The organism is Streptomyces sp. NPDC056128 (assembly GCF_042263835.1).
Classification (GTDB): domain Bacteria; phylum Actinomycetota; class Actinomycetes; order Streptomycetales; family Streptomycetaceae; genus Streptomyces.
On the sequence record NZ_JBHJVQ010000010.1, the window covers coordinates 42126 to 66090 of the forward strand.

Consider the following 23965-nt stretch of genomic DNA (forward strand, 5'->3'; position numbering starts at 1 on the left):
CAGCGCTCGACGAGGAGGCAATCAGGATGACCCGTTACACGGCGCCCGGCACCGAGGGCGCGATCGTCTCCTACCAGTCGCGCTACGACCACTTCATCGGCGGCGAGTACGCACCTCCGGCCCGCGGGCATTACTTCGAGAACCCGTCCCCGGTGAACGGTCAGCCGTTCACGGAGATCGCGCGGGGAACGGCGGAGGACGTGGAGCGGGCGCTCGACGCGGCACACGAGGCCGCCCCGGGCTGGGGCCGCACCTCGGTGACCGAGCGTTCCGACATCCTGCTGAAGATCGCCGACCGCATGGAGGCGAACCTGGAGCGTCTGGCGGTCGCCGAGAGCTGGGAGAACGGCAAGCCGGTGCGCGAGACGCTGGCGGCCGACATCCCGCTGGCCATCGACCACTTCCGCTACTTCGCCGGAGCGGTCCGCGCCCAGGAGGGCTCGCTCAGCGAGATCGACGACGACACCGTGGCGTACCACTTCCACGAGCCACTCGGTGTCGTCGCCCAGATCATCCCGTGGAACTTCCCGATCCTGATGGCGGCCTGGAAGCTCGCTCCCGCGCTCGCGGCCGGGAACGCGGTGGTGCTCAAGCCCGCCGAGCAGACCCCGGCGTCGATCCACTACTGGCTGAGCCTGGTCGCCGACCTGCTGCCGCCCGGTGTCCTCAACGTCGTCAACGGCTTCGGCGTGGAGGCGGGCAAACCGCTCGCGTCCAGTCCTCGGGTGGCGAAGGTGGCGTTCACCGGGGAGACCACCACCGGGCGGCTGATCATGCAGTACGCCTCGGAGAACATCAAGCCGGTCACGCTGGAGCTGGGCGGCAAGTCGCCGAACATCTTCTTCGACGACGTCTGGGCGCGGGACGACGACTTCCGCGACAAGGCGCTCGAGGGCTTCACGATGTTCGCGCTCAACCAGGGCGAAGTCTGCACCTGCCCGTCCCGGGCCCTGATCCAGCGCGGCAACTACGCCGAGTTCATGGAGGCCGCCGTCGCCCGCACTCAGTCGATCAAGCCGGGGCACCCGCTGGACACGGACACGATGATCGGCGCGCAGGCCTCCAACGACCAGTTGGAGAAGATCCTGTCCTACCTGGACGTCGGCCGGCAGGAGGGCGCCAAGGTACTCACCGGTGGCGAGCGCATCGAGCACGACGGCGAGCTGAAGGGCGGCTACTACGTCCAGCCGACCATCTTCGAGGGCCACAACCGCATGCGGATCTTCCAGGAGGAGATCTTCGGCCCGGTCGTGTCGGTCACGTCCTTCGACGACTTCGACGACGCGATCAAGACCGCCAACGACACGCTGTACGGCCTCGGCGCCGGGGTGTGGACCCGCGACATGAACACCGCCTACCGCGCGGGACGCGCGATCCAGGCGGGACGCGTGTGGACCAACTGCTACCACGCGTACCCGGCACACGCCGCCTTCGGCGGGTACAAGCAGTCGGGCATCGGCCGGGAGAACCACAAGATGATGCTGGAGCACTACCAGCAGACGAAGAACCTTCTTTGCTCCTACAGCCCTCGGAAGCTGGGCTTCTTCTAGAGCCTCAAAGCGGGTTCCTGACGTGCGGTGCCCCTCACCGCCGGTCCGGCCTGCCCGAGGGCGACCGGATACAGTGCGCGGGACGGCCGCCTTGGTCAGAGAGGGGCAGCGTGACCGACGCCAGCGACACCCGACCCGCCGACAGCGAAGCGCAAGCTACGCGGCAGAGCCGACTGCACCGCCTGATGCGCTACCTCCCCCTGGTCGCCCCCGTACTCCTGTGGGCCGTGCCCTGCTGGGTGCTCCTGTACGCCGGGCAGCACTGGCCGCTGTCCGTCACGCTGATCGCCAGCGCGCTGTTCGTGCTCGGTCTCGTCGGGATGCCGCTCGCGATGGCGCGCGGCCACGGCCGACGTCAGCAGGACCGGGCGGCGATCGTCGGAGACACCCTGCTGGGCGCCGGCTGGGTTCTGTTCACGTGGTCCGTCCTGCTCGGCGTCCTCCTGCGGCTCGCCCTGGCCGTGGCGGGCGTAGGCGAGGGTCAGGATCGGGCGCGCATCGTCACTTGGGCCGTCCTCGGCACAACCGCCGTGCTCCTCGCCTGGGGGTACGTCGAGGCCCGCCGCGTGCCACGCGTGCGCCGTCTCGACGTGCGACTCCCCCGGCTGGGAGCCGGGTTGGACGGCACTCGCGTCGCCCTCATCACCGACACCCACTACGGTCCACTCGATCGCGCCCGCTGGTCGGCACGGGTGTGCGAGACGGTGAACACCCTGGAAGCCGACCTGGTCTGCCACACCGGCGACATCGCGGACGGCACGGCCGAACGCCGCCGCGCCCAGGCCGCCCCGCTCGGAACCGTCCGGGCCACCCATGCTCGCGTCTACGTCACCGGCAACCACGAGTACTACAGCGAGGCCCAGGGCTGGGTCGACCTGATGGATGAGCTGGGCTGGGAGCCTCTGCGCAACCGCCATGTGCTGCTCGAACGCGGAGGCGACACCCTCGTGGTCGCCGGCGTGGACGACGTCACCGCCGAGTCCTCCGGCCTGGCGGGCCACCGCGCCCACCTCGCCGGGGCCTTGGACGGCGCCGACCCCGAGCTTCCCGTCCTGCTCCTGGCACACCAGCCCAAGTTCGTCGACCGGGCGGCAGCCGCCGGCATCGACCTCCAGCTCTCCGGCCACACCCACGGCGGCCAGATATGGCCCTTCCACCATCTCGTCCGCCTCGACCAGCCCGCCCTCGCCGGCCTCAGCGAGCACGGCTCCCGCACGCTCCTCTACACCAGCCGCGGCACCGGTTTCTGGGGCCCGCCGTTCCGCGTCTTCGCCCCCAGCGAGATCACCCTGCTGGTGCTCCGTTCCCCGGGCCCGCCCACGTCGACGTAGGACTCAGTAGGGGATGCACACGGGCACACGGGCTTCCAGGGTTCAGGCCGGTTGCCCGGAGGCCGGTGGGACGATGCCGCGCGCGTCCGGGTCGAGCCAGGAGAACGTGGTGGTCGTGCCGAAGGTGGCGAAGTCGACGCCCATCAGGTCCTGCATGCGCGAAGCGGTCGTTGGCATGGGCGCACCCTAGGAGCGAGCTGTCGCGGCGTGCATCACCCTTTCGCCGCGAGGGCGGGGCGACCGAGGCGGACGGGGACGCCGGGCGAGTACAGGACGCTCACCGGGGCACCGGTGGGGGCCTCGATCCCGGCGCCCGCGACCAGGTCCTCGTCACATGTGACGAGCTGGGCTCGGTGCAGAGGCCAGCGGGGATGGTGGTTGGGCAGGTACGCCGCCCCGCCGAAGAACATGTTGTGCATGCCCCAGCGGGCGGTGAGGAAGTGCTCCAGGGCGGTCGGCTCGTGGATGCGTTCGCCGGGCCGTACGGTGATGCGGCTGTAGGCGCCGCGCGGCCCGGGCCAGCGGCGGGAGCTGGTGTAGGTCACGGTGTCGCCGACGGTGCGGACGCTCATGCGGGACCACAGGTAGGGCAGCCGGAAACCGACGCGCCCCATCACCACCGGGATCAGCCGCGAAGCGTCCATCGACCGGAAGACCACGCCACGGCGGCCATGGGCGTCGACGCTGTACAGGCGGACGTTGGTCTCCGGGAACGAGCCGAAGTAGGGAACCCCGGGCAGCCGGAACCAGCCGACCCTGTGCATCCGGAAGGCGACCAGCCCGACGTACGTGAGCCCCTCGTGCGTGTCGGGGACGGTGCCGCGCGGCATGAGTCCCGCCACGTCGGCGGGGTCCACGGCCCAGTGGACGAAGGCGAGGTCGAGCCACTCCTGGGTGAGGAGTGGCATGCGTATCGGTGCGGGGGCGTCGGGGGTGACGGCGCTGGGCTTCTGCACGGCGCAAGAATGGCAGACGCGAGGGCGCGTCCTCCGAGGGGTCCGGTGCCTCCGGGTCGGGATTGACCCTCGACCTGGTCAAGGGCCCAGAGTTCCGGACGTGGAGAGCGAGATGCGCAGCATTGGGGAGATGGCCCGCGACAGCGGACTGGGCGTGAGCGCCCTGCGGTTCTACGACCGCGCCGGTGTGCTGGTGCCCGCCTGGGTGGATCCGGTGAGCGGCTATCGCTGGTACGCGCCGGGGCAGCTGGACGAGGCCCGGCTGCTGGCGCGGCTGCGGCGGGCCGGGATGCCGTTGGCGGACGTCCGGCTGGTGCTGGCCGGCTGGTCCGGCTCGGACACGGACCTCGTGCGCGGGCTCCTCCAGGCGCACGTGCGCCGGCTCGAACGAGGGCTGGCCGATGCGCGCAGCGAGTTCTCCGCACTCCGAGTCCTGCTCGACCAGAGGGAGAATCCCATGACCGCTTCGCCCCGTACCGACGCCGTCCGGCTGTCCGTCCCCGCCGACGGACTGGCCGCCGCGCTCGACGCGGTCCGTTTCGCCGTCGGCGCCGACCCCGAGCTGCCGATGCTCGGCGGGGTCCTGTTCGACGTGGAGGGCGACACGCTCCACGTCGTGGCCACCGACCGGTACCGAATGGCCGTCGCGCGTACGACTGCCACCGGGCACGGCGGGCCGCGTGACCAGGTCATCGTGCCCGCACCGCTCGTGGACGCCATGCGCGCCCTGCTGGGCGGCGACGAGCCCGTCCACCTGGGTGTGGAGGGTGACCGTGTGACGCTGGAGGCCGGGGACCGCCAGGCGGCAGGACCGCGCCTCGCGTACGACTTCCCCGACTACCGGCGTCTGGTGCGACTGCCGGCCGGACGGCGGGCCGTCGTCGATGTGGCCGCCTTCCGGAAGGCCCTGGCGGACGGGCCCGTCCGCGCCGGTGAGGTGCGCGAAGAGGGCGGGACCGCGCAGGAGATGAGTGTGCTCGACGTGGCCGATGACGGCACCGTGACCGTGTGCGGGGAGGGCGACGAGGGCCGGGACGTCGTCGCCGTCGACCGCGGGTTCCTGCTGGACGCGCTCGCCGCCGCGGGGCGGGACCGACTGGTCCTGGAGCTCGGCGCCCCCACGGCGCCCCTCGCGATCCGGCGGACCGACGACGAGGCCACGTTCTCGCTGCTGATGCCGGTCCGCCTGGACAACTGAGGGCAGGCCGGGGACCTCTCCGCCCCGGCCGTCCCCTGCGCCGACGGCGTTGTCAGTGGTCTCGCCTACAGTTTTCAGCAGTTGATCACTGCGGTGCGGGGAGGCACTCATGGGGTGGGTGACGGCCGGGGACTACGAGGTCGCCCTGGACGACGGGAAGGTGGTCTGCCGCAACGCGGCGGGACGACGGCTGAAGTCGGTCCCGGCGAAGCTCGCGGACGATCCGGCCGTGGTCGGGCTGCGGCAGCTCGTCGAGTGGCTGGAGCGGCACGAACGCCAGTGCCTCACCGACGTCGAGCGGTGGATGGTGCGGTCGCTGCCCGTCCCCCTCGACGTTCTCACCCGGGTGTGGGCCGACCCCGCCTGGCGGTCCGCGCTGCGCGATCTCGTCGTCACCGGCGCCGACGGCGAGGTCGCGGGCTTCCTGCGGGACGCCGACCCCGAGCGCGGCCTCGGCCTCGTCGACCTCGACGGGGACACGGTGCGCATCTCCCCCGCCCTCGTCCACCTGCCGCACCCCGTGCTCCTCGAAGACCTGGAGGACCTGCGGGAGTTCGCCGTCGAACTCGGCGTCGAGCAGCGGGCCCAGCAGCTCTTCCGCGAGGTGTGGCACCGCCCCGCCGCGCTCGACGCCGACGCCACGTCCGTCGAGGAGTACGCGGGCGGCACGTTCAAGGAACTGCGCTTCCTGCACGGGCGGGTCACCCAGCTCGGCCACCGCGTGCGCGGCGGGTACGCCGTCTGCTCCGCCTGGGAGGACGGCCGGAGCGTGGAGGCCCGGGTGTGGGTCGGCGACTACGACAGCTACGAGGAGACCGAGACCGGCCCCCTGACCTGGGCCGACGCCGCGGGACGGGAGCTGAGGCTGGGCCGGATCGGGCCGGTGGCCTGGTCGGAGGGCATGCGCATGGCCGCCGCGCTGTACGCCGGCCGCGACATCGAGGACGAGGAGCGCGCCGCGTGAACACCGTGAACACCGTGAACGACACCGACGCGGCCGACGTCCGCACCACCGCCCCCGGGGACACCGTCGCAGGTGGGAGCACCGCCCACGACGACGCCGCCATCGCCGCCCTGCTCGACGCCGGGGCGCTCCTGCCGCCGGGCAGTACGGGGCGGGAGGACGCCGACACCCTCACCGTGCGGACCTACAGCCACGCCGCGCTCGGCGACCGCAGCGTCGTCCGGCTCGTGCCCGGCACCCTCGGTGAGGCGGAGGACCTCGCACTGGACTTCCTCGGACTCGTGCGGGACGCGGAGACCGAGGAGGTCGGGCAGATCAGGCGGGAGACCCTCGGCTTCCCCGCCTGGGCGCTGGTCAACGACCCGGCCAACGGGCACCACGCGCTCGCCCTGGTCAAGGACGTCGAGCGGCTCGCGCGCCAGGCCAAGTCCCGCCCAGGCACCGCCAAGGAGGGCTTCGAGCAGCTCGGCGAACGGCTCGGCCGGGCCGTGCCGCACTTCCTGCCCACCTTCTACGAGCAGGCCGCGCGGATCTTCCTCCAGTACGACAACACCACCTACGCCGCGGCTTTCTTCGGCAAGGCCCGTGACGCCGAGCGGGTGCACGCGCTCACCGTCGACGAGGACCGGCAGCGGGCGGTCTTCCTGGAGTTCGCCTTCGCCGGGGCGCTGACGGTCAAGGCGCTGAAGCAGCATGTGAAGGATCTCGCCGACCGGCTGGACGCCTCCGAGGCGTGGGCCCAGTTCCGGCAGTTGGCGGTGGAGCGCTGTGCGGCCGGCATGCCGCCGTACGCGTCGCTGCCGCAGGACGCGCGTGTGCTGATCAAGGCGGCCGGACTGCCCAAGGTGGAGACGGAGTGCGATCTCGTCGCCGACCTGGTCTCCTCGCCCGCCGCCGTCCGAGCGCCCGCCTCCTTCTGGACCGCCTACCGGGCGACCCTGACCGTCCTGGCCGAGCGGCGGCCGGCCGTCCGTGAGCGGCTGCTGGAGATCATGCCGGCCGGGCTCGATCGCAACGCCAAGAGCGACGAGTTCTGGCTGGCACTGCTGACCGAGTGCGGCGCCGACCGGCTGCTCACCGGGGAGGACACGGCGGTCGTTGTCGACGCCGCGGACTGGCTCGGCCGTTGGGCCGCCCACCGCAAGCACGGTGCCTCGACGTGCGACAGCTCCCCCGCCACGCTCGCTCTCGTCTCCCGGATGGCGGCCCGGCTGCGGACCGACGGGCGGACCGTCGACCTGTTCACCGGCCGTCGGCAGGTGGGTGCCGACATCGGCCTGCTGGACCTGTGCGTGGCGTTGAACATCCCCCTCGCGCTGCCGGATCCCGGCACCGAGGTCCACCTCGGGCTGGAGCGCTGGGTGCGCGACACCGATCCCGAACGGCGCGATCTGGCAGCCCTCGCGGCGGACCCGCGACTGCGGCCCCTCCTGCTGAGGGCCGTCGGTGCCGCGGGCCACAACCGGCAGTCGGGCTCGGTACTGGAGCACCTCGCCGACCACCCCGTACTCCGCGACGTACTGCGGGAGTGGCTGGACGGCGCGGTCGGGCAACTGGCCGCCGCGAGGGGACTGCCCGGCGCCCGTGAGGCGCTGCACCGGCTGAGCCCCTTCCGGCCGGTCGCGCCCCGGGTCAACCCGGCAGCCGTCGCCCGAGCCGCCGCCTACGAGACGGCGCCGCTGCTCGCGCGCACCCTGCGGGCCGGCATCCTCGACGAACTCGGCTGGCCCGCCCTCGAAGAGGCCCTGCGGGTCCTCGACACCGAGACCCGCCCGAGCAAGGACCGCGACAACACGCTCATCGTGAACGAGGCGTGGCCCTGCCTGATCCTCAGCCGCGGGCACAAGGCGGTCGTCGTGGGCCCGGACGCGATTCTCCTCGAACACGACTTGCGCCTCCCGGCCGACCTGGATCGCTGGCAGCGCCCGCAGTTCCGCTACAGCGACGGCGAGTTGCTGGTGGTGTGGTGGCACGACGGCAAGCAGCGCGGTTACTGGTCCAACCGACCGTCCGAGGTGGTCACACTCACCGGTGAGCGGATCTCGCACTGGTGGCGCAACGACGACGCGGTCGCCCCGTCCATCCCGCTGCCCGATGGGGGCCGGGCCACCGGCGGTCGCACCCTGCACGCCGGCGACACGGTCCTGCCCACTACCCGTCCGGTGATCGGGGACGGCACGTTGTACTGGCGCCAGGGCCGGCACGGGCGGCAGCACGTGTGGCTGGAGTACGACCCGGCGACGGGCTCGCACGGGCGCGCGTCCCTGCCCGTCTTCCTGCGCTCCGGCATCCGGGACGGCGCGACGCTGCTGCAGGACCGGTGCGAGGTGCTGCCCCTGCAACCCGGTTTGGAGCAGAGTCCGTTCGGCACCGACGGTGCGGTGCTCGGCCGCTGGGTGCGTGCCGAGGACGAGGCCGACGAGGCGCGCACGACCGCGGGGACGCCCGACGGCCGGACCGTCACCCTGACCGCCGACCGGCAAGGCGAACGTCTCGTCCCGCTCGGCGCGCTGCGGCTGCCCGGCGGCGCCGTCCCCGTCGTCGCCCGGACGCGACGCCAGATCACGCTGTTCGCGCAGGAGGACGGTACGCGGGCCGGTGAACTCGGCCGGGTGACACCGCACGAGCGCGGCGGTGAGTTCGCCGCCGGTACCCCGCTGGTGCCGCCGGTCGCCTTCTGGCACGCCCTGCGCCCCCGGGACGAGAGCGCGTCGGCGGTACTGCGGGCCTGCACCGACGAACAGGCCGCCCAGGTACTGGGCGAGGCGGCGCGTGCACTCGTCGACCGGCAGGCGCTGGTGAAGGCCGCGGGCGAGGGTGACGGGTCGGACGGCGGCGCCACCGCGGTCAAGCCCACCATGCCGTCCGTCGAGGAGGTCGTGCGGCAGGCCGTGTCCCGGTCTCTGCCCGGTCTCACGGACGAGCGGATCCTGGCCGGTGTGGCGGCCCTGGTCCGCACGACTCTGCAGATCGCCGACACGGTCACCCGGTTCGTGACGCCGCCCGTCGAGCAGCCGCAGCGGGAACGGAAGCGGACCGAGGGCATGTTCGCGGACTACCGCCCCGAGCACGGCGACGACCACACCCTGCGCACGGCCACCGGCGGTCTGGCCCACATGTGGGGGTCCTGGGGCGGCGACCACCAGTGGACGGCACTACGCCAGATCCGTGCCGTGAACCACGTGCTCTCGGGGCATCCCGCCGACGGCAGGCAGTTGCCCGACCGCACCCGTCTGGACGCCCTCGGCGACGGATGGCACAGCGACGAGCACACCATCCCCCGCATCGGCCTGGTGTGGCCGTCCCTGCTGACCGTGCTGCGGCCGCTGGCCTACCGCGCGGCGGCGCCCACCGTCCCCGCTGCCGAAAGGGAGGCGCTGCTCCTGCTGTTCGAGGCCCTCGGCGAAGGGCCGCTCGCCGCACCCGGGCACGGACTCCGGGAGATCGTCCTGAGCGAGCCGCACGACAAGCGCCGGCAGCGGGAGCGGGGCGGGCAGGTACTGCGCCGGGACGGCCGGACCGTGGTCGTCCTCGGCTGCCAGAACATTGACTACGGGCGTGAGCGGATCAACTGGCTGGCTTTCGACCACGATCCGGCGGGCATGTTCGGGGCCGTCGCCCACTTCACGCTGGAGCGCGAGACGCGGCACACCCCGGCGCTCCCCGCCGACACCCTCGCTGCCGTCACCCGGTTGGTCCGGGACAAGGGGGCCGCGCCCTGGCAGCCGGAGGCGCCCACCGCACTCGCCACGTCGACGCACGCCGGGGTGGGACCGCTCCAGGCCACGATCCTCCTCGCCGGACAGCCGGAGAAGCTCGACGCCGAGGCCCTGGCCACGGTGGGGCTCAAGCCCCGTCAACTGGACGCGGGCAATGCCATGCTGAACACGCTCCCCGCCACGGAGCGGGCCGCGCTCGTCGGCGCTCTGCTGCCCGACGACCCGGCCGAGCTGTGGACGAGCGGGCCGGACACGGGTGCCGCGGGCCGGACGTGGGCCGCGCGCCTCGGTTCTCTCGTCCGTGTGCCCGAGGACCTGGCTCCCGCGCTCGACGGTTTGCCGGCCGGGTCCGCGGAGGCGATCCTCAACCCGGCACGCACCGCGTGGCTCAGCCGCACCACGGTGCAGCGCCCCGACAACGACGGCCGGCTCGTCGCGGAGGACCCCGCCGCGGTGCCCGGACGTCACGCTCTGACCGGCGCGGTCGCCACCCTCACCTCACTCGCCTACGCCCTGCCCTACGGCCACCCCCTGCGCGCGGCCCTGCCGGAGGGCCTGGCCGCGCTGCGCCGCCGCCTCGCCGACCCGGGGCTGCTGCTCGACCTGGACGTCGGGTGGACGGAGAAGGGCGGAACCACCGCCGCCGAGCTGCGGAAGGCCTACGGTCTGCCCACCTCCGGGGGCGCCGACGCGGACGGGACGGTCCGGGTCGGTGAGGCTCTCGTCCTGCGCCCCTGGCACGGCGACAACGAGACCGTGCTGGTGCGTCCGGCGGGCCTCACCGGGCCGGACGACGCCGTGTTCGGGCTGCTGGAGGGGCTGGTGGGTGCCGCGCGCGGTTCCGGCATGCGGGCCTTGCGGTCCGTCCTGGGTGAGGAACTCGCCCGGGCCCTGGCCGCCGGTCAGGACCCCGCGGGGCCCGCCGGACCCGCGCAGGATCCCACGGTCAGTGTTCCGGCGCTCGTCGCGGAGGTCGCGTCGGAGCACGGCCTGAGCGAGGACGCGGCGGCGCTGTACCTGCAACTGCTCGCGCTGCCCGACCCGACGGACCGCAACTGCGCCCGGTGGACCGAGTGGCGGCCCGCCCGGATGAAGAGGGCCCGGGCCGAACTCGCGGCCACGGAGCTGGTGGTCGAGGCCAAGCGGTCCCGAGCCGGCCGTTCCCTCTTCCTGCCATGCGGCTGGCGCGACCTCAAAGCGCCCGCCCTGCCGGTGGAGACGTGGAAGGAGGGTCTCTACCCGGTCCGCGAAGGGCTGCGCGCCGTTCCGCCGTTCCCGGTACCCGAGTTGTTCGCCCGTGCCTGGGACCGGGTGCGGGCCCAGGACGCGCCCGCCTACGAGGAACTCACCACCCGCGCCACGCGGAAGGGACGCCGCCGATGACGACCGCGCACGCGACCGGCCAGGCACTCGCACCCCGCGTCTACGTCCTCACTCGCACCCGCACCCGCACCCGCATCGGCGACGTGCCCGCGCCCGCCACGCGACCGCTCCACTCCCTCTGTCCGAGCCCACCGGAAGATCCCTCGATGACCGCCACCCTCTCCCCCGACACCACCCGCCAGATCGTCCCGCCCGAGGACCGGTACGCCACCGAACTGGCCTTCCTCGCCGCGTACGACGACGGCCCGCGCCCTCCCGCCTGGCGGCTCACGCCCCGGGCCGTGGTCACGTTCGTCATGGGCAGCGACGGCCGTGCCCTGCGGCTGCCCGATGACGCCGGGGCACCCGAGGGTGTACCCCGCCGGCTGGTGGTGGAGGGCAAGTTCGTCGGCGACCGGGCGCTGGTGGAGCGGTGCGTGGTCACGCTCGCCGGGGAGCGCGGACTGCTGCTGGTGGGCGAGCCGGGTACCGCAAAGTCCATGCTGTCCGAGTTGCTGTCGGCGGCCGTCTGCGGCACGAGCGGGCTGGTCGTGCAGGGCACGGCGGGTACGACCGAGGACCAGCTCAAGTACGGCTGGAACTACGCCTTGCTGCTGGCCCAGGGGCCCAGCCGTACGGCCCTCGTCCCGTCCCTTGTCCTGACCGCCATGACCCGGGGCGGCATCGCCCGTGTCGAGGAGGTGACCCGCTGCCTGCCGGAGGTGCAGGACGCCCTGGTCTCCCTGCTCTCCGAACGGCGCATCGCCGTTCCCGAACTCTCGGGCACGGACGACGCCTTGGCGCACGCCACGCCCGGTTTCAACCTGATCGCCACCGCCAACCTGCGCGACAAGGGAGTCTCCGAGATGTCGGCGGCCCTCAAGCGCCGGTTCAACTTCGAGACGGTCGGCCCCATTCCGGACCTCGACGCCGAGACGGCACTGGTCCGCAGTCAGGCGCGGGCCTCGGTCGAGCGCGCCGGAGCGCCGTTCCAGGTGGACGAGGCCGTCCTGGAGGCGCTTGTCGTCGCCTTCCGTGACCTGCGTGAGGGCCGTTCGGCGGAGGGCTGGGAGGTCGAGCGGCCGTCCACCGTGATGAGCACCGCCGAGGCCGTGTCCGTCGCGGGCGCGCTCGGGTTGGCGGCGGCCTACTTCCCCGGGGACCGGGATGTGCTCGGGCTGCTCCCGGGGCACCTCCTCGGCGTGGTTCGCAAGGACGACCCGGCCGACGCGGCCCGGCTGCGCGGCTACTGGGACGGTCCGGTCCGGCGCCGCGCGGAGCAGGGTTCGGCGACCTGGCGCACCCTGTGGGACCTGCGCACGGTTCTGGAGGGCTGACACCCGTGTCCGACTCTCCGCCCACCCCGCTCTCTTCGTCGCCGTCCCCGGACGCAGCGGTCGCCGCGCTCACCGACCCGGCCGCGCCCTACCTCATCGGCGTACGGCATCACGCGCCGTCGCTGGCCGCGGCCGTGCCCGCGCTGCTGGACGCGGCCGCGCCGGACGTGCTCCTGGTCGAGCTGCCCGCCGAGATGCAGGACTGGCTGCCGTGGCTGGGACACGAGGAGACGCGGGCGCCGGTGGCCCTCGCCGCGGCCGGTCCGCGGGAGGGCGGGGGGCCGGCCTTCTATCCGTTCGCCGACTTCTCCCCCGAACTGGCCGCCGTGCGCTGGGCCGCCCGGCACGGCGTCCCGGTCGTCGCGTGCGACCTGCCGTTGGCCGACCGCGCGTGGCGTGCGGGGAGGCGGCCGGGCGCGCCTGCCTCGCCCATGGCACCGGAGGCCCACTGCTCCGGGCTCACCACCGCCCTCCGGGCCCGGCTCACCGGTCGCCCCGGTGAGGACCTGTGGGACCGTCTCGTCGAGGCCACCGCTCCGGGATCCGAGCCGGAGGCGCTGCGCCGTGCCGCGCTCCTCACGGGGTGGGCACTGCGCGAGGAGGCCGTGTCCTCGGGAGGGGTGCCCGAACTGGATCTGCGGCGTGAGGGCTGGATGCGGTCCCGTCTGGCCGCAGCCACCGTCGACGGCGCGCGGGCCGCCGTGGTGGTCGGCGCCTTCCACGCACCGGCGCTGCTGTCCCGGGCCGGTGCGGCGGATGAGGCCGGTGCCGTACCGGGTACGACCGGCGACGCCGACCAGCCCGAGTGGGCCACGTCCCTCATCCCGTACACGTACGCCCTCCTGGACGAACGGTCCGGGTACCCGGCGGGCATCCGGGACCCCGAGTGGCAGCATCTGGTGGTGCGGGCGGGGGGCGACCCGGCCGCGCTGGAGGAGGCGCTGACGCGCGCGGCCGTACGGGTCTGTGCGGAGCTGCGCGGCCTCGGGCATCCGTCGGGGCCCGCGGACGCGCGCGAGATCACGAGGTTGGCCTCGGACCTGGCCCGGTTGCGAGGGCTGCCCACGGCGGGCCGGGGCGAACTGGTCGAGGCGATTCAGACGGTGCTCGCGCAGGGCGAGCCGTACGGCAGGGGGCGGGCCGTCGCCCGCGCGACGGAGCGGGTCCTCGTCGGCAACCGCGGCGGTCGTCCGGCGCCGGGCGCGCCGCGCAGCGGACTCGCCCCGGCGGTCGAGACCGAGTTGTCGAGACTGGGACTGCCCGGCCCGAGGCCCAGTGGGACAACCGGTGGGACGTCGGGTGGGACAAGTGGGCCGGGTACGGCGGCCAGGGAGCTGCGGCTGGACCCCCTGCGCTCCGACCTCGACCGTGACCGCGACCTGCTGCTGCGGCGCCTGACGGTGTGCGGGGTGCCGTACGGCGAGCTGAGGGGCGTCGTCGGTGCGGGCGGCGCCGAGGCGTTGACGACGCGGTGGGAGGTGCGTTGGACCCCGGCGACCGAGGCCGTGCTGTCCGCGATCGGTGTGCACGGCGTCACGCCTGCTCAGGCGGCCGAGGGTGTCCTGCGCGAGCGCCGGCGGACGGAGCGGGACGAGGGCGGTCCCATGGCGGCGCAGACGCTGGACGGACTTCGGCAGGCGGCGGAGTGCGGCCTGCCCGAGCTGACGGACGCCCGTCTGGCGGAGGCCGCCGACGTGCTGCCCGCCTCGGCCACGCTGCCCGAACTCCTCACCGGGCTGGGTCTGCTGGACCGTTTGCGCGCAGGGCACGTCGCGGGGCTCGGCCTCGACAAGGACCGGGCAGTCCGGGCCGATGCCGTGGCCGACGTTCTCACCGCCGCCGCGGTGCGCCAGGTGGACGGTCTCGCCGGTGCCGAGGACCCGGCGGACGGGCACGCGCTGCTGGAACTCGCGCACCGGGCGGACGTCCTCGGCGGTGTCCGCCTGACCGACGCCCTGGCCCGGCTCGCGCGGGAGGGATCGCCCCTGATGCGTGGCGCCGCCGGGGCGGTCCGGGTGCTCCTGGGGCACGAGGACCCGGACGTCTTCGGCGGCCGCGTCGCCTCCTGGGTCGACACGGCGACCGACCGCGAGTCCCGCTCCGCCCTCACCGCGCGGCTCACGGGTCTGCTCACGGCCGCGGGCCCGCTGCTGGAGTCGGCGGCACCGGCGCTGGAGCCGCTGCTCGACCGGGTGTCCGGGTTGTCCGACCGGGGCTTCCTGCACCGGCTGCCGGCCTTGCGCGGCGGCTTCGACACGCTGAGCCCGGCCGCCCGCGACCGGCTTCTCTCGGCCGTCGAGGAACGCCTGCACATCGGTGGTCCGGCCGACCGGGCGAAGAGGGGCCACTTGGCCGACCTGGGTCGGATGGACCCCGCCGCCCTCGCCCTGTGGACCCGCGCGGACCTCACGGCGCGGGCCACGCTGGGCAGCCTCGGTCTACTGCCCTCGCCCACCCCGCCTGCGGCCCCGGCACCGCCCTCCCCTCAGCCCTCAGCACCGGCCTCGACACCGGCACACACCTCCACGCCACCCTCGATCCGACCCCCGACCCCGCACCCTCTCCCAACAGAGAAGACCGACGACCCCGCGCTTCACCACCTCGCCCCCGTCGACCGCTGGCGGCTCGTACTCGGCCGCCGTACCGACCAGTTGCCCCCGTCGGCTAGCGCACCGGCCACCGCGCTCGACGAGTTGTACGGCAGCGGGCGCGGCGAGGGCAGCCGGGGTGAGCTGAACGGCCCCGGCCGCGACGGCGGCGGTGGCGGACGGGAAGCCTCCTACCCGAGCGTGCGGGAATGGTCGGAGGAGCTGAGGGCGCTGTTCGGGCCGGGTGTCCGCGAGGAGGTGCTGGCGGCAGCGGCCGCGGCGGGCCGACCGGACGTCCTGGCCGAACTCGACCCGGACAGCGTGCGACCGTCCGTCGATCTGCTGCGCACGGTCCTCAGGCACGCGGGCGGTCTGCCCGAGGCACGGCTGGCCGCGCTGCGGCCACTCGTCCGGCGTCTGGTGGAGGCGTTGACCAGGCAGTTGGCCACGCGGCTGCGCCCCGCGCTGCACGGCGCCGTCCTGCCGCGGCCCAGCCGCCGTCCGGGCGGCGGCCTCGACCTGCCCCGCACTCTGCGGGCCAACCTGGCCTCCGCACGCCGTGGACCGGACGGCAAGGTGCTGGTCGTTCCGGAACACCCCGTGTTCCGTACCCGGGCCAGAAGGGCCGCCGACTGGCGGCTGATCCTCGTGACGGACGTGTCGGGGTCCATGGAGGCGTCCACGGTCTGGGCCGCCCTCACCGCGTCGGTACTGGCCGGAGTACCCACACTGTCCACGCATTTCCTGGCCTTCTCCACGGAGGTCATGGACCTCACGGACCACGTCCACGACCCGCTGTCCCTGCTGCTCGAGGTGAGCGTGGGCGGCGGCACCCACATCGCCGCGGGGCTGCGGCACGCCCGCGAACTCGTCACGGTGCCGTCCCGCACACTCGTGGTGGTCATCAGCGACTTCGAGGAGGGCTACCCCGTGGGCGGCCTGCTCGCCGAGGTCCGCGCCCTGGCCGGGAGCGGCTGCCACGTCCTGGGCTGCGCGAGCCTCGACGACACGGGCCGGCCCCGGTACTCCACCGCGGTCGCCGGGCAGCTCGTCGCGGCGGGCATGCCGGTCGCCGCCCTCAGCCCTCTCGAACTCGCCGGCTGGGTAGGGGAGAAGATCGGATGAACGCGCACCTTCCGCAGGTGGCTCCCTCGGTGACGGCCCACCTCGTCGCGGCACTGACGCCCAGGCTGCGCAAGCGGCTGGACGCGGGTGTCGAGAAAGTGGCGGTACGGCCTGTGGTCCGGGAGGGCGACATGGTGCGGATCGCCCTGGACGACGACACCAACCTCGAACTGCACGCCCCCGAAGGGGTCGTGACCAGTGCCGAGGCGATCCGCTGCGGGTGCCTGCTCGCGCCCGACTGCCTGCACCGGGCCGCCGCGGCATCCGCGGCCCCGGTCGCCGACCCCACGGCCCCGCCCACCACGGAATCCCCCGCGACGGACCTCAAGGAGCCCGCACCCCCCAATCAGGACTCCGCCCCTCCCGAAACGGCCACGCCCGCCCAGCGCACCGCTTCGGCCGCCCTGTACGACGCGGCGGCCGCGGTGCTGGAGGCCGGTACCGACGGAGCGGGCGCCGTGCTCCAGGCGGAGTTGCTGCGGGCGGCGCACACCGCGCGGCTCGCGGGGCTGCCCAGGGCCGCGGGCCGGGCCGTCGCCGTGGTCACGGCGTTGCGGGCGGCGCGCGGCGGCGACCCCGACTACCGACTCACCGATCTCACGGCCGCCCTGCGCGACGTCCTGGTGCTCGCGCACCGCCTCCCCGACGCCACCGGTCCGGAACTCGCCGGACTGCGCGGCAGCGTACGGCAGCCGTACAGCCCGGACGGTTCCCTGCGCCTGTACGGGGTCTTCGCCGAGCCGATCCTCTCCGCGACCGGGTACGCGGGCGCCGTCGCGTGGACCGCCGATGCGGCGGGCCGCCTCTACACGGTCTCCGACGTGGCTCCGGGCGGCGCCGAGCGGGCCACGGGTGCGGCGGACCGAGCCGTGCGCCTCGGCGACACGGCCCTGACGCACCGTGAACTCTCCCGCGCGGGAATCGCCGTGTCCGGGGCGACCGTCTCCCCGACGGGCCGCCTCGGCGCGGGCGCGGGCGTACGGGCCGTGCGCGCGTCCGGCGTCGACTGGGACGCCGATCCTCTGGACCGCCTTTGGGCGGTACCGGTGCCGGAGCAGATCTCCCGCTGCCTGACGGACGACCGGGACGGCCGGGATGCGCGGGAAGACCGGGACCTGCTCTTCCTCGACGTCACGCTCGTCGGCACGGTCCGCGAGGCGGCGGGTGAGTGCCTGGTCGCGGACTGCGGCGGACTCCGGCTCCGGCTCGCCGCCGCCCACGACCATCCGGCGCTGCCCCACCGCGAGAACCTGCGGCTCCTCGCCTCGGTGCCGGGCGCCCGGCTGCGCGTGGTCGCCCGGCTCACACCGGGCCCGCTCCCCCGCGCCACGTTGCTGGCCGTGAGCCATCCCACCGACCCCGGCAGACGCGTCGATCTCGGTCTGGACCGCCTCCGCCGCGCCGACCTACCCACCACACCGACCCCCCAGGCCCACCAGGCCCATCAGGCCCATCAGGCCCACCAAGCCCAGCCATCGACCGAGCCCCCGCCCACCATCGACGACGCCCCGGTCCACCTGCTGCGACGCCGGGTCATGCAGGCCGTCTCCGGAGGGCGCCGCGTGCTGGCGTTCCCCGGCGGCCGGGACGCCGAGGTCGCACGGTTGCGGCGGTACGGCCTGGGCACCGCGGGTGAGTTGCTCGCCGAGTTGCACGCCACGGCGGCGGACCGCGCACGCGACCCCTTCGGCCGGCTGCTCCCGGCCGACACCGGCCGCTTCGTCCGCGCCTGGCTCGGCGCCGCCGTCTACACGGAGTCACTCGACCGCGCCCTGTGCGCCGCCGCGTGGGGCGCGGACCTCACCGCGGACCTGTCCGCCGACCTCTCCGCGGACCTCACCGGCCCGGACGAACCCGCGCCCGGGCCGCCGTGAGGTAGTGGGCTCAGCGGCACCACCCGCACGATCCGCCCGCTGAGCGGCGCGGGTCGCCGTAGTATCGGATGATCTCGTGGGGGAAGGCGGGCGGACATGGGCAGACAGCGTCCCGGTACGCCGACGCTGGAGGAGGTGGCCGCCCTCGCCGGCGTGGGGCGGGGCACCGTCTCAAGGGTCATCAACAACGCGGCCGGCGTGCGGGACTCGACGCGCCGCGCCGTGCAGCGGGCCATCGCGGAGCTGGGGTACGTCCCGAATCTCGCGGCGCGTTCGCTGGCGGGGCACCGTGCGGACGCGGTCGCGCTGGTGATGACGGAGACGGACTGGCGGCTGTTCGGGGAGCCGTTCTTCACGGAGATCGTGCATGCCGTCGGCGATGCGCTCACCGACACCCCGGTGCAGTTGCTGCTCACGCTGGTCCGCACGGACACCGAGCGCCGACGCTTCGTGGAGTACGCGCGAGGCGGGCGGGTCGACGGTGTGCTGCTGATGTCCGTGCACGCCGCGGATCCGCTGCCGGACATGCTGGCCAAGGCGGGGCTGCCCACCGTGATGCTCGGGCGGCGTTCCGGCGACGAGAGTGTCACCTACGTCGACGCCGACAACACCGGAGGCGCGCGCGGCGCGGTCACGTATCTGCTCGACGGGGGCCGGAGCGCGATCGGGGCCATCAGCGGGCCGCTGGACATGTACGTCGCCCAGTGCAGGCTGCGCGGATACCGGGAGGCTCTGGAGCTGGCCGGTGTGACGGCCGACCCGTCGCTGGTCGTCGAGGGCGCCGACTTCACGGAGGAGAGCGGGCGCCGGGCGATGACCAGCCTGATCGGCCGTCACCCGGAGCTGGACGCGGTCTTCGCCGCCTCGGACACCCTGGCCGCCGGGGCACTCGGCGCGCTGCGCGCCGCGGGCCGGCGGGTGCCCCAGGACGTGGCGGTGATCGGCTTCGACGACTTCCAGCCGGCCCGGCCCACGGACCCGCCGCTGACGACGGTCCGGCAGCCGCTGGAGGAGATCGGCCGCACCATGGTGCGGCTGCTGCTGGAGGAGATGGAGGAGTCGCCCGTTGCCTGGCGGCACGTCATCCTCCGTACGGAGCTGGTACTCCGGGACTCTGCCTGACCGAGGCCTGACCGAGGCCTGACCGAGGCCGAATGCGGGAGCGCTCCCGTCGGCGGCCCGGCTCCCACCTGGGGCTTCGAGATTCGTTCAACGGCTCCGTTGCGCACAGTCTTGTCAGGAACATGAACGGCTCCTACAGTCCCCAGTCAACCGGTAGTTGGGAGCGCTCCCATCAGTGGGGAGTTGGGAGCGCTCCCGCACCGGCCCCTTCCCCCCGCACTCTCCCGGAGAGGCCCCCATGCGAACGCCACCGCCCCAAGTCCGCGCCTTACGCGGCCTCTTGTCGGCCCTGATCGCGACGCTCGCGAGCTTCGCGGCCGTCGCGGCTCTGGTGACCGCTGCGCCGCCGGCCCAGGCGGACACCACGATCTGCGAACCCTTCGGAACGACGACGATCCAGGGACGGTACGTCGTCCAGAACAACCGCTGGGGATCCAGCGCCACCCAGTGCGTCACCGCGACCGACAGCGGCTTCCGGGTCGCCCAGGCCGACGGCTCGGTGCCGACCAACGGGGCACCGAAGTCGTACCCGTCGGTCTTCAACGGCTGTCACTACACCACCTGTTCGCCGGGCACCAGCCTGCCCGCCCGGCTGAACACCGTCTCCAGCGCGCCGTCCAGCATCTCGTACGGATTCGTCGGCGACGCCGTCTACAACGCCTCCTATGACATCTGGCTGGACCCGACGCCCCGGACCGACGGCGTCAACCAGACCGAGATCATGATCTGGTTCAACCGGGTGGGCCCGATCCAGCCCATCGGCTCCCCGGTCGGCACGGCCACCGTGGGCGGCCGGAGCTGGGAGGTGTGGAGCGGCAGCAACGGCTCCAACGACGTGCTGTCCTTCGTGGCTCCGTCGGCGATCAGCAGCTGGAGCTTCGACGTCATGGACTTCGTCCGGGCGACCGTCGCGCGCGGCCTCGCCGAGGACGACTGGTACCTGACGAGCGTTCAGGCGGGCTTCGAGCCCTGGCAGAACGGCGCGGGCCTGGCCGTGAACTCCTTCTCCTCCACCGTGCAGACCGGCACCGAACCCGGTCCGGACCCCGATCCCGGCGAGCCGGGCGAGGCGGCGTGCGAGGTGTCGTACGGCACGAACGTCTGGCAGAACGGCTTCACCGCGGACGTCACCGTCACCAACACCGGAACGGCGCCCGTCGACGGCTGGCGGCTCGCCTTCACCTTGCCCTCCGGCCAGCGGATCACCAACGCCTGGAACGCCTCGGTCGCCCCGTCCGCGGGCGCGGTCACGGCCACCGGCGTGGCGCACAACGCCCGGATCGCTCCCGGCGCCAGCCTGTCGTTCGGCTTCCAGGGCGCGCACGGCGGGACGTTCGCGGAGCCGGACGGCTTCCGCCTGAACGACGCCGCCTGCACCACGGCGTAAGCACTCCCCCGCCCGTCCGGTCGAAGCCCCGTCCCCGGACGGGCGGGGGCTCCACCTCCGCACCTCCCCACCCCCCACCCTCTCTCCCCCAGACCTCGCTTGATTGTCATGGACCGATCATGAATAGCCGGCGGAATCAGGAGACCCCATGGCTCGACGCAGCAGACTCCTCTCCCTCGCGGCGGTGCTGGCCACCCTGCTCAGCGCGCTCGGCGTGACCCTCCTGCTCGGGCAGGGGCGCGCCGAGGCGCACGGCGTGGCGATGATGCCCGGCTCCCGCACCTACCTCTGCCAACTGGACGCCAAGACCGACACCGGCGCCCTCGACCCGACGAACCCGGCCTGCCGGGCCGCCCTCGACGAGAGCGGCGGGACGGCGCTGTACAACTGGTTCGCCGTGCTCGACTCCAACGCGGGCGGACGCGGCGCGGGTTACGTGCCGGACGGCACCCTGTGCAGCGCCGGCGACCGTTCCCCGTACGACTTCTCCGCCTACAACGCGGCCCGCGCGGACTGGCCCCGGACGCATCTGACGTCCGGCAAGACGATCAAGGTGCAGTACAGCAACTGGGCTGCCCACCCGGGTGACTTCCGGGTCTATCTGACCAAGCCGGGCTGGTCGCCCACGTCCGAGCTGGGCTGGGACGACCTGGAGCTGATCGAGACGGTGACCAATCCGCCGCAGCAGGGCTCGCCGGGTACCGACGGGGGCCACTACTTCTGGGATCTCGCGCTGCCCTCGGGCCGCTCGGGCGACGCGCTGATCTTCATGCAGTGGGTGCGTTCGGACAGCCAGGAGAACTTCTTCTCCTGCTCGGACGTCGTCTTCGACGGCGGCAACGGCGAGGTCACCGGCATCCGCGGTTCGGGAAGCACTCCGGGCCCGGACCCGACGCCCACGCCGACCCCGACGACGCCGCCCACGCACTCCGGTTCCTGCATGGCGGTCTACACCGTGGAGAACTCCTGGAGCGGTGGCTTCCAAGGCTCCGTGGAGGTGATGAACCACAGCAGTGAGGCCCTCAACGGCTGGGCGGTGCAGTGGCGGCCGGGCAGTGGGACCACGCTGGGCGGGGTGTGGAACGGTTCGGTGTCCAGCGGCGGCGACGGCACGGTGACGGTCCGGAACGTGGACCACAACCGCGTCATACCACCCGACTCCAGCGTGACCTTCGGGTTCACCGCCACGTCCACGGGCAACGACTTCCCCGCGGGGACGATCGGCTGCGTCGCGCCCTGACCCTTTCGAGTGAGGTCGGCGGTGCCCCGCACCGGGCCCCGCCGACCTCACGTACCGGTTACGAATCGCTCAACCTCTGGTTGCGAAGCGGTGATCGGGCGACGATGGGGGCATGACTCCGGCCCAGCACGCCTTTGAGCGGCTGCAAGCCTGGCCCGACCTCACCGCGGGTTCGGCCAGCTGTGGAACCGGACGGGCACTGTGCTCCGTCCGCGACGAGATCGTCCACTTCCATTCGGACCGGGACGTGGACCTCCACCTCACCCACCGGGCCATCCAGCGCTTCCAGTACGACCTCAGCGGCTCCAGCGCCATCCGGCTGGTCGCCGACTCACGCTGGGTGACCGTGCACCTGGACTGCGATGCCGACGTCGACCTGTTGCTGAGCCTGGTGAGCATCGCGCTCAAGGCGCATCAGTCCCGTCCGGCCGGCGACCCGCCCTCGGGGTGCAACTTCCGCCGGGTCACGGTGCTGCCCCGCACGGTGGCCGAGGAGGTCTGACGGACGCCGACGGCGGTGCGCCCGCCGTAGGCACACCGCCGTGACCTCATGTCAGTGGTCCGCCGGGCCCTCCGGGGCGCGCCGGACACCGGCCGCGGCGAGGACCGCGCCGAACAGGCAGAGGACGCCGGTGACGACCACGGCCAGGTGGACGCCGTTCATGAACGCCTGCCCGCTGCCCTCCACCACGGCGGCCCGCAGGTCGGCCGGCAGGTCGCCGGAGACGGGTGCCACGCCCATCGCCACGGCGTCCTCGGCCTCCCGCAACCCGTGGGCCACGGCGGACGGCACGCCCGCGCCGGTCAGCTCGCCGGTGAGCGTGGCGCCGACCCTGGCACTGATCAGCGAGACCAGGACGGACGTACCGAGCGCCCCGCCGATCTGCAGGGTGGTCGCCTGAAGGCCGCCGGCCACACCGGCGTACCGGACGGGGGCGTTGCCCACGATGGCGTCCGAGGAGGCCGCCATCACCATGCCGACGCCGAGGCCGAGCGCGATGAACGGCGGCCACATCGTGGCGTAGGCGGAGTCGGTCTGCCAGGTGAGCATGCCGAAGCAGGACGCCGCCTGGAGCAGCATGCCCACCGGCATGGTCAGCCGCGGTCCGAAGCGCTGGGTCAGGGCCGCGCCCAGCGGCGAGGCGACCAGCGAGGCGAGGCTGAGCGGGAGCGTGCGCACGCCCGCCTCGACCGGGGTGAAGCCGCGCACGTTCTGGAGGTACAGCATCACGAAGAAGATCACTCCGAGCATGACGAAGAAGTTCAGCGCGGTGATGACCGCGCCGATCGTCAGTGCCCGGCTGCGGAACAGGCTCATCGGCAGCAACGGGTGCGCGGTCCGGGTCTCGTGCCGCCCGAACACGAGCAGCAGGACCAGTCCGGCGGCGACGGCGCCCAGCGTTCCGGCGGAGGTCCAGCCCCAGGTCTCGCCCTTGACGACACCGAAGACCACGGCCAGCAGACCGAGGGCGAGCAGCACGAGGCCGGGAAGGTCGAAGCGCTCCCGGCCGGCGGCCCCACGGCTCTCCGGGAGGACGAGGACGCCGAAGACGATGGCGGCGACGCCTATGGGGGCGTTGATGTAGAAGACGGACTCCCAGTCGACGTGTTCCACGAGGAGTCCACCGACGATGGGCCCGAGGGCGGTCGCCACGGCGGAGACCATGGCCCAGATGCCCACGGCCATGCCGAACCTCTTCGGCGGGAACACGGAGCGCAGCAGGCCGAGGGTGTTGGGCATCAGCAGTCCGCCGAAGGCGCCCTGGAGCGCGCGGAAGGCGACCACGCCCTCGACGGAGCCGGAGAGGCCGATGGCGACGGAGGCGAGGGTGAAGCCGGCGACGCCCACGAGGTAGTAGGTGCGCCGTCCGAACCGGTCGCCGAGCTTGCCGCCCAGGATGAGGGTGGCGGCCAGCGCGAGCAGGTAGGCGTTGGTGACCCACTGGAGTTGGGCGGTCGACGCGTGCAGGTCGCTGCCGATCGCGGGGTTGGCGATGGCGACGACGGAGCCGTCGAGCTGGACCATGAAGAGTCCGAACGCGACGGCGAGCAGGGTCAGCCACGGATTGGACCGCCGACGGCCGGCCGCCGGTGGGGCGGTCTCGGCCGCGGGCGCGGTGGGGTCGGCCACGGAGGTGGAGGGCATGAACGGGCCTTCGCTTCCAGGTTCGGGAGAGTGGTGCGCCAAGACATGGCGGTCCGCGGGAGCACG

At 73.4% G+C, this 23965-nt stretch carries 15 protein-coding genes; 12 read left to right on the forward strand and 3 right to left on the reverse strand.

From position 1 onward, the window contains the following. Window positions 1-26: 26 nt before the first annotated feature. Window positions 27-1550 (forward strand): aldehyde dehydrogenase family protein, encoded by a 1524-nt coding sequence (locus ACFC1X_RS20535; RefSeq protein ID WP_376355600.1) that lies wholly within the window; start codon window positions 27-29, stop codon window positions 1548-1550. A gap of 110 nt (window positions 1551-1660) precedes the next feature. Beyond that, entirely contained in the window at window positions 1661-2881 is a 1221-nt protein-coding gene (locus ACFC1X_RS20540; protein WP_376355602.1) for a metallophosphoesterase, read from the forward strand. A 42-nt stretch (window positions 2882-2923) separates the two neighbouring features. Here ACFC1X_RS20540 and ACFC1X_RS20545 read toward each other — a convergent pair whose 3' ends face one another. After that, window positions 2924-3058: a hypothetical protein gene (locus tag ACFC1X_RS20545; protein WP_376355604.1), complete on the reverse strand. Its 135-nt coding sequence runs from the start codon at window positions 3056-3058 to the stop codon at window positions 2924-2926. A gap of 35 nt (window positions 3059-3093) precedes the next feature. Next, a complete protein-coding gene (locus ACFC1X_RS20550) occupies window positions 3094-3837 on the reverse strand; it encodes a YqjF family protein (RefSeq protein ID WP_376355606.1) in 744 nt (247 codons plus the stop codon). Between the two features lie 112 nt (window positions 3838-3949). Here ACFC1X_RS20550 and ACFC1X_RS20555 point away from each other — a divergent pair, with 112 nt between their 5' ends. From ACFC1X_RS20555 to ACFC1X_RS20600, 10 genes are all read left to right on the forward strand, one after another. After that, the gene (locus tag ACFC1X_RS20555; RefSeq protein ID WP_376355607.1) at window positions 3950-5035 is read left to right on the forward strand and encodes a MerR family transcriptional regulator; all 1086 of its coding nucleotides are present in this window, start codon (window positions 3950-3952) and stop codon (window positions 5033-5035) included. Between the two features lie 109 nt (window positions 5036-5144). Further along, on the forward strand, window positions 5145-5999 hold the full coding sequence (locus tag ACFC1X_RS20560; protein ID WP_376355609.1) for a DUF4132 domain-containing protein: 855 nt from the start codon (window positions 5145-5147) through the stop codon (window positions 5997-5999). Further along, window positions 5996-11101: a hypothetical protein gene (locus ACFC1X_RS20565; RefSeq protein ID WP_376355611.1), complete on the forward strand. Its 5106-nt coding sequence runs from the start codon at window positions 5996-5998 to the stop codon at window positions 11099-11101. Before ACFC1X_RS20560 ends, ACFC1X_RS20565 begins: the two co-directional genes overlap by 4 nt. 146 nt (window positions 11102-11247) lie before the next feature. Next, window positions 11248-12417, forward strand: coding sequence for an AAA family ATPase (locus tag ACFC1X_RS20570; protein ID WP_376355906.1), 1170 nt, complete (start codon window positions 11248-11250; stop codon window positions 12415-12417). A 5-nt stretch (window positions 12418-12422) separates the two neighbouring features. Further along, window positions 12423-16130, forward strand: coding sequence for a DUF5682 family protein (locus ACFC1X_RS20575; RefSeq protein WP_376355613.1), 3708 nt, complete (start codon window positions 12423-12425; stop codon window positions 16128-16130). Then, window positions 16127-18004 (forward strand): hypothetical protein, encoded by a 1878-nt coding sequence (locus ACFC1X_RS20580; protein WP_376355615.1) that lies wholly within the window; start codon window positions 16127-16129, stop codon window positions 18002-18004. The genes ACFC1X_RS20575 and ACFC1X_RS20580 overlap by 4 nt, the downstream gene beginning before the upstream one ends. 96 nt (window positions 18005-18100) lie before the next feature. Continuing rightward, window positions 18101-19126, forward strand: coding sequence for a LacI family DNA-binding transcriptional regulator (locus ACFC1X_RS20585; RefSeq protein WP_376355617.1), 1026 nt, complete (start codon window positions 18101-18103; stop codon window positions 19124-19126). 238 nt (window positions 19127-19364) lie between these two features. Continuing rightward, entirely contained in the window at window positions 19365-20513 is a 1149-nt protein-coding gene (locus ACFC1X_RS20590; protein WP_376355619.1) for a cellulose binding domain-containing protein, read from the forward strand. Window positions 20514-20661: 148 nt separating this feature from the next. Then, on the forward strand, window positions 20662-21753 hold the full coding sequence (locus ACFC1X_RS20595; RefSeq protein ID WP_376355621.1) for a lytic polysaccharide monooxygenase: 1092 nt from the start codon (window positions 20662-20664) through the stop codon (window positions 21751-21753). Between the two features lie 112 nt (window positions 21754-21865). Further along, entirely contained in the window at window positions 21866-22255 is a 390-nt protein-coding gene (locus ACFC1X_RS20600; protein WP_376355623.1) for a luciferase family protein, read from the forward strand. 51 nt (window positions 22256-22306) lie between these two features. On the opposite strand, the gene ACFC1X_RS20605 is transcribed toward ACFC1X_RS20600, so the two are convergent. Then, the gene (locus ACFC1X_RS20605; protein WP_376355625.1) at window positions 22307-23899 is read right to left on the reverse strand and encodes an MFS transporter; all 1593 of its coding nucleotides are present in this window, start codon (window positions 23897-23899) and stop codon (window positions 22307-22309) included. Window positions 23900-23965: the final 66 nt, after the last annotated feature.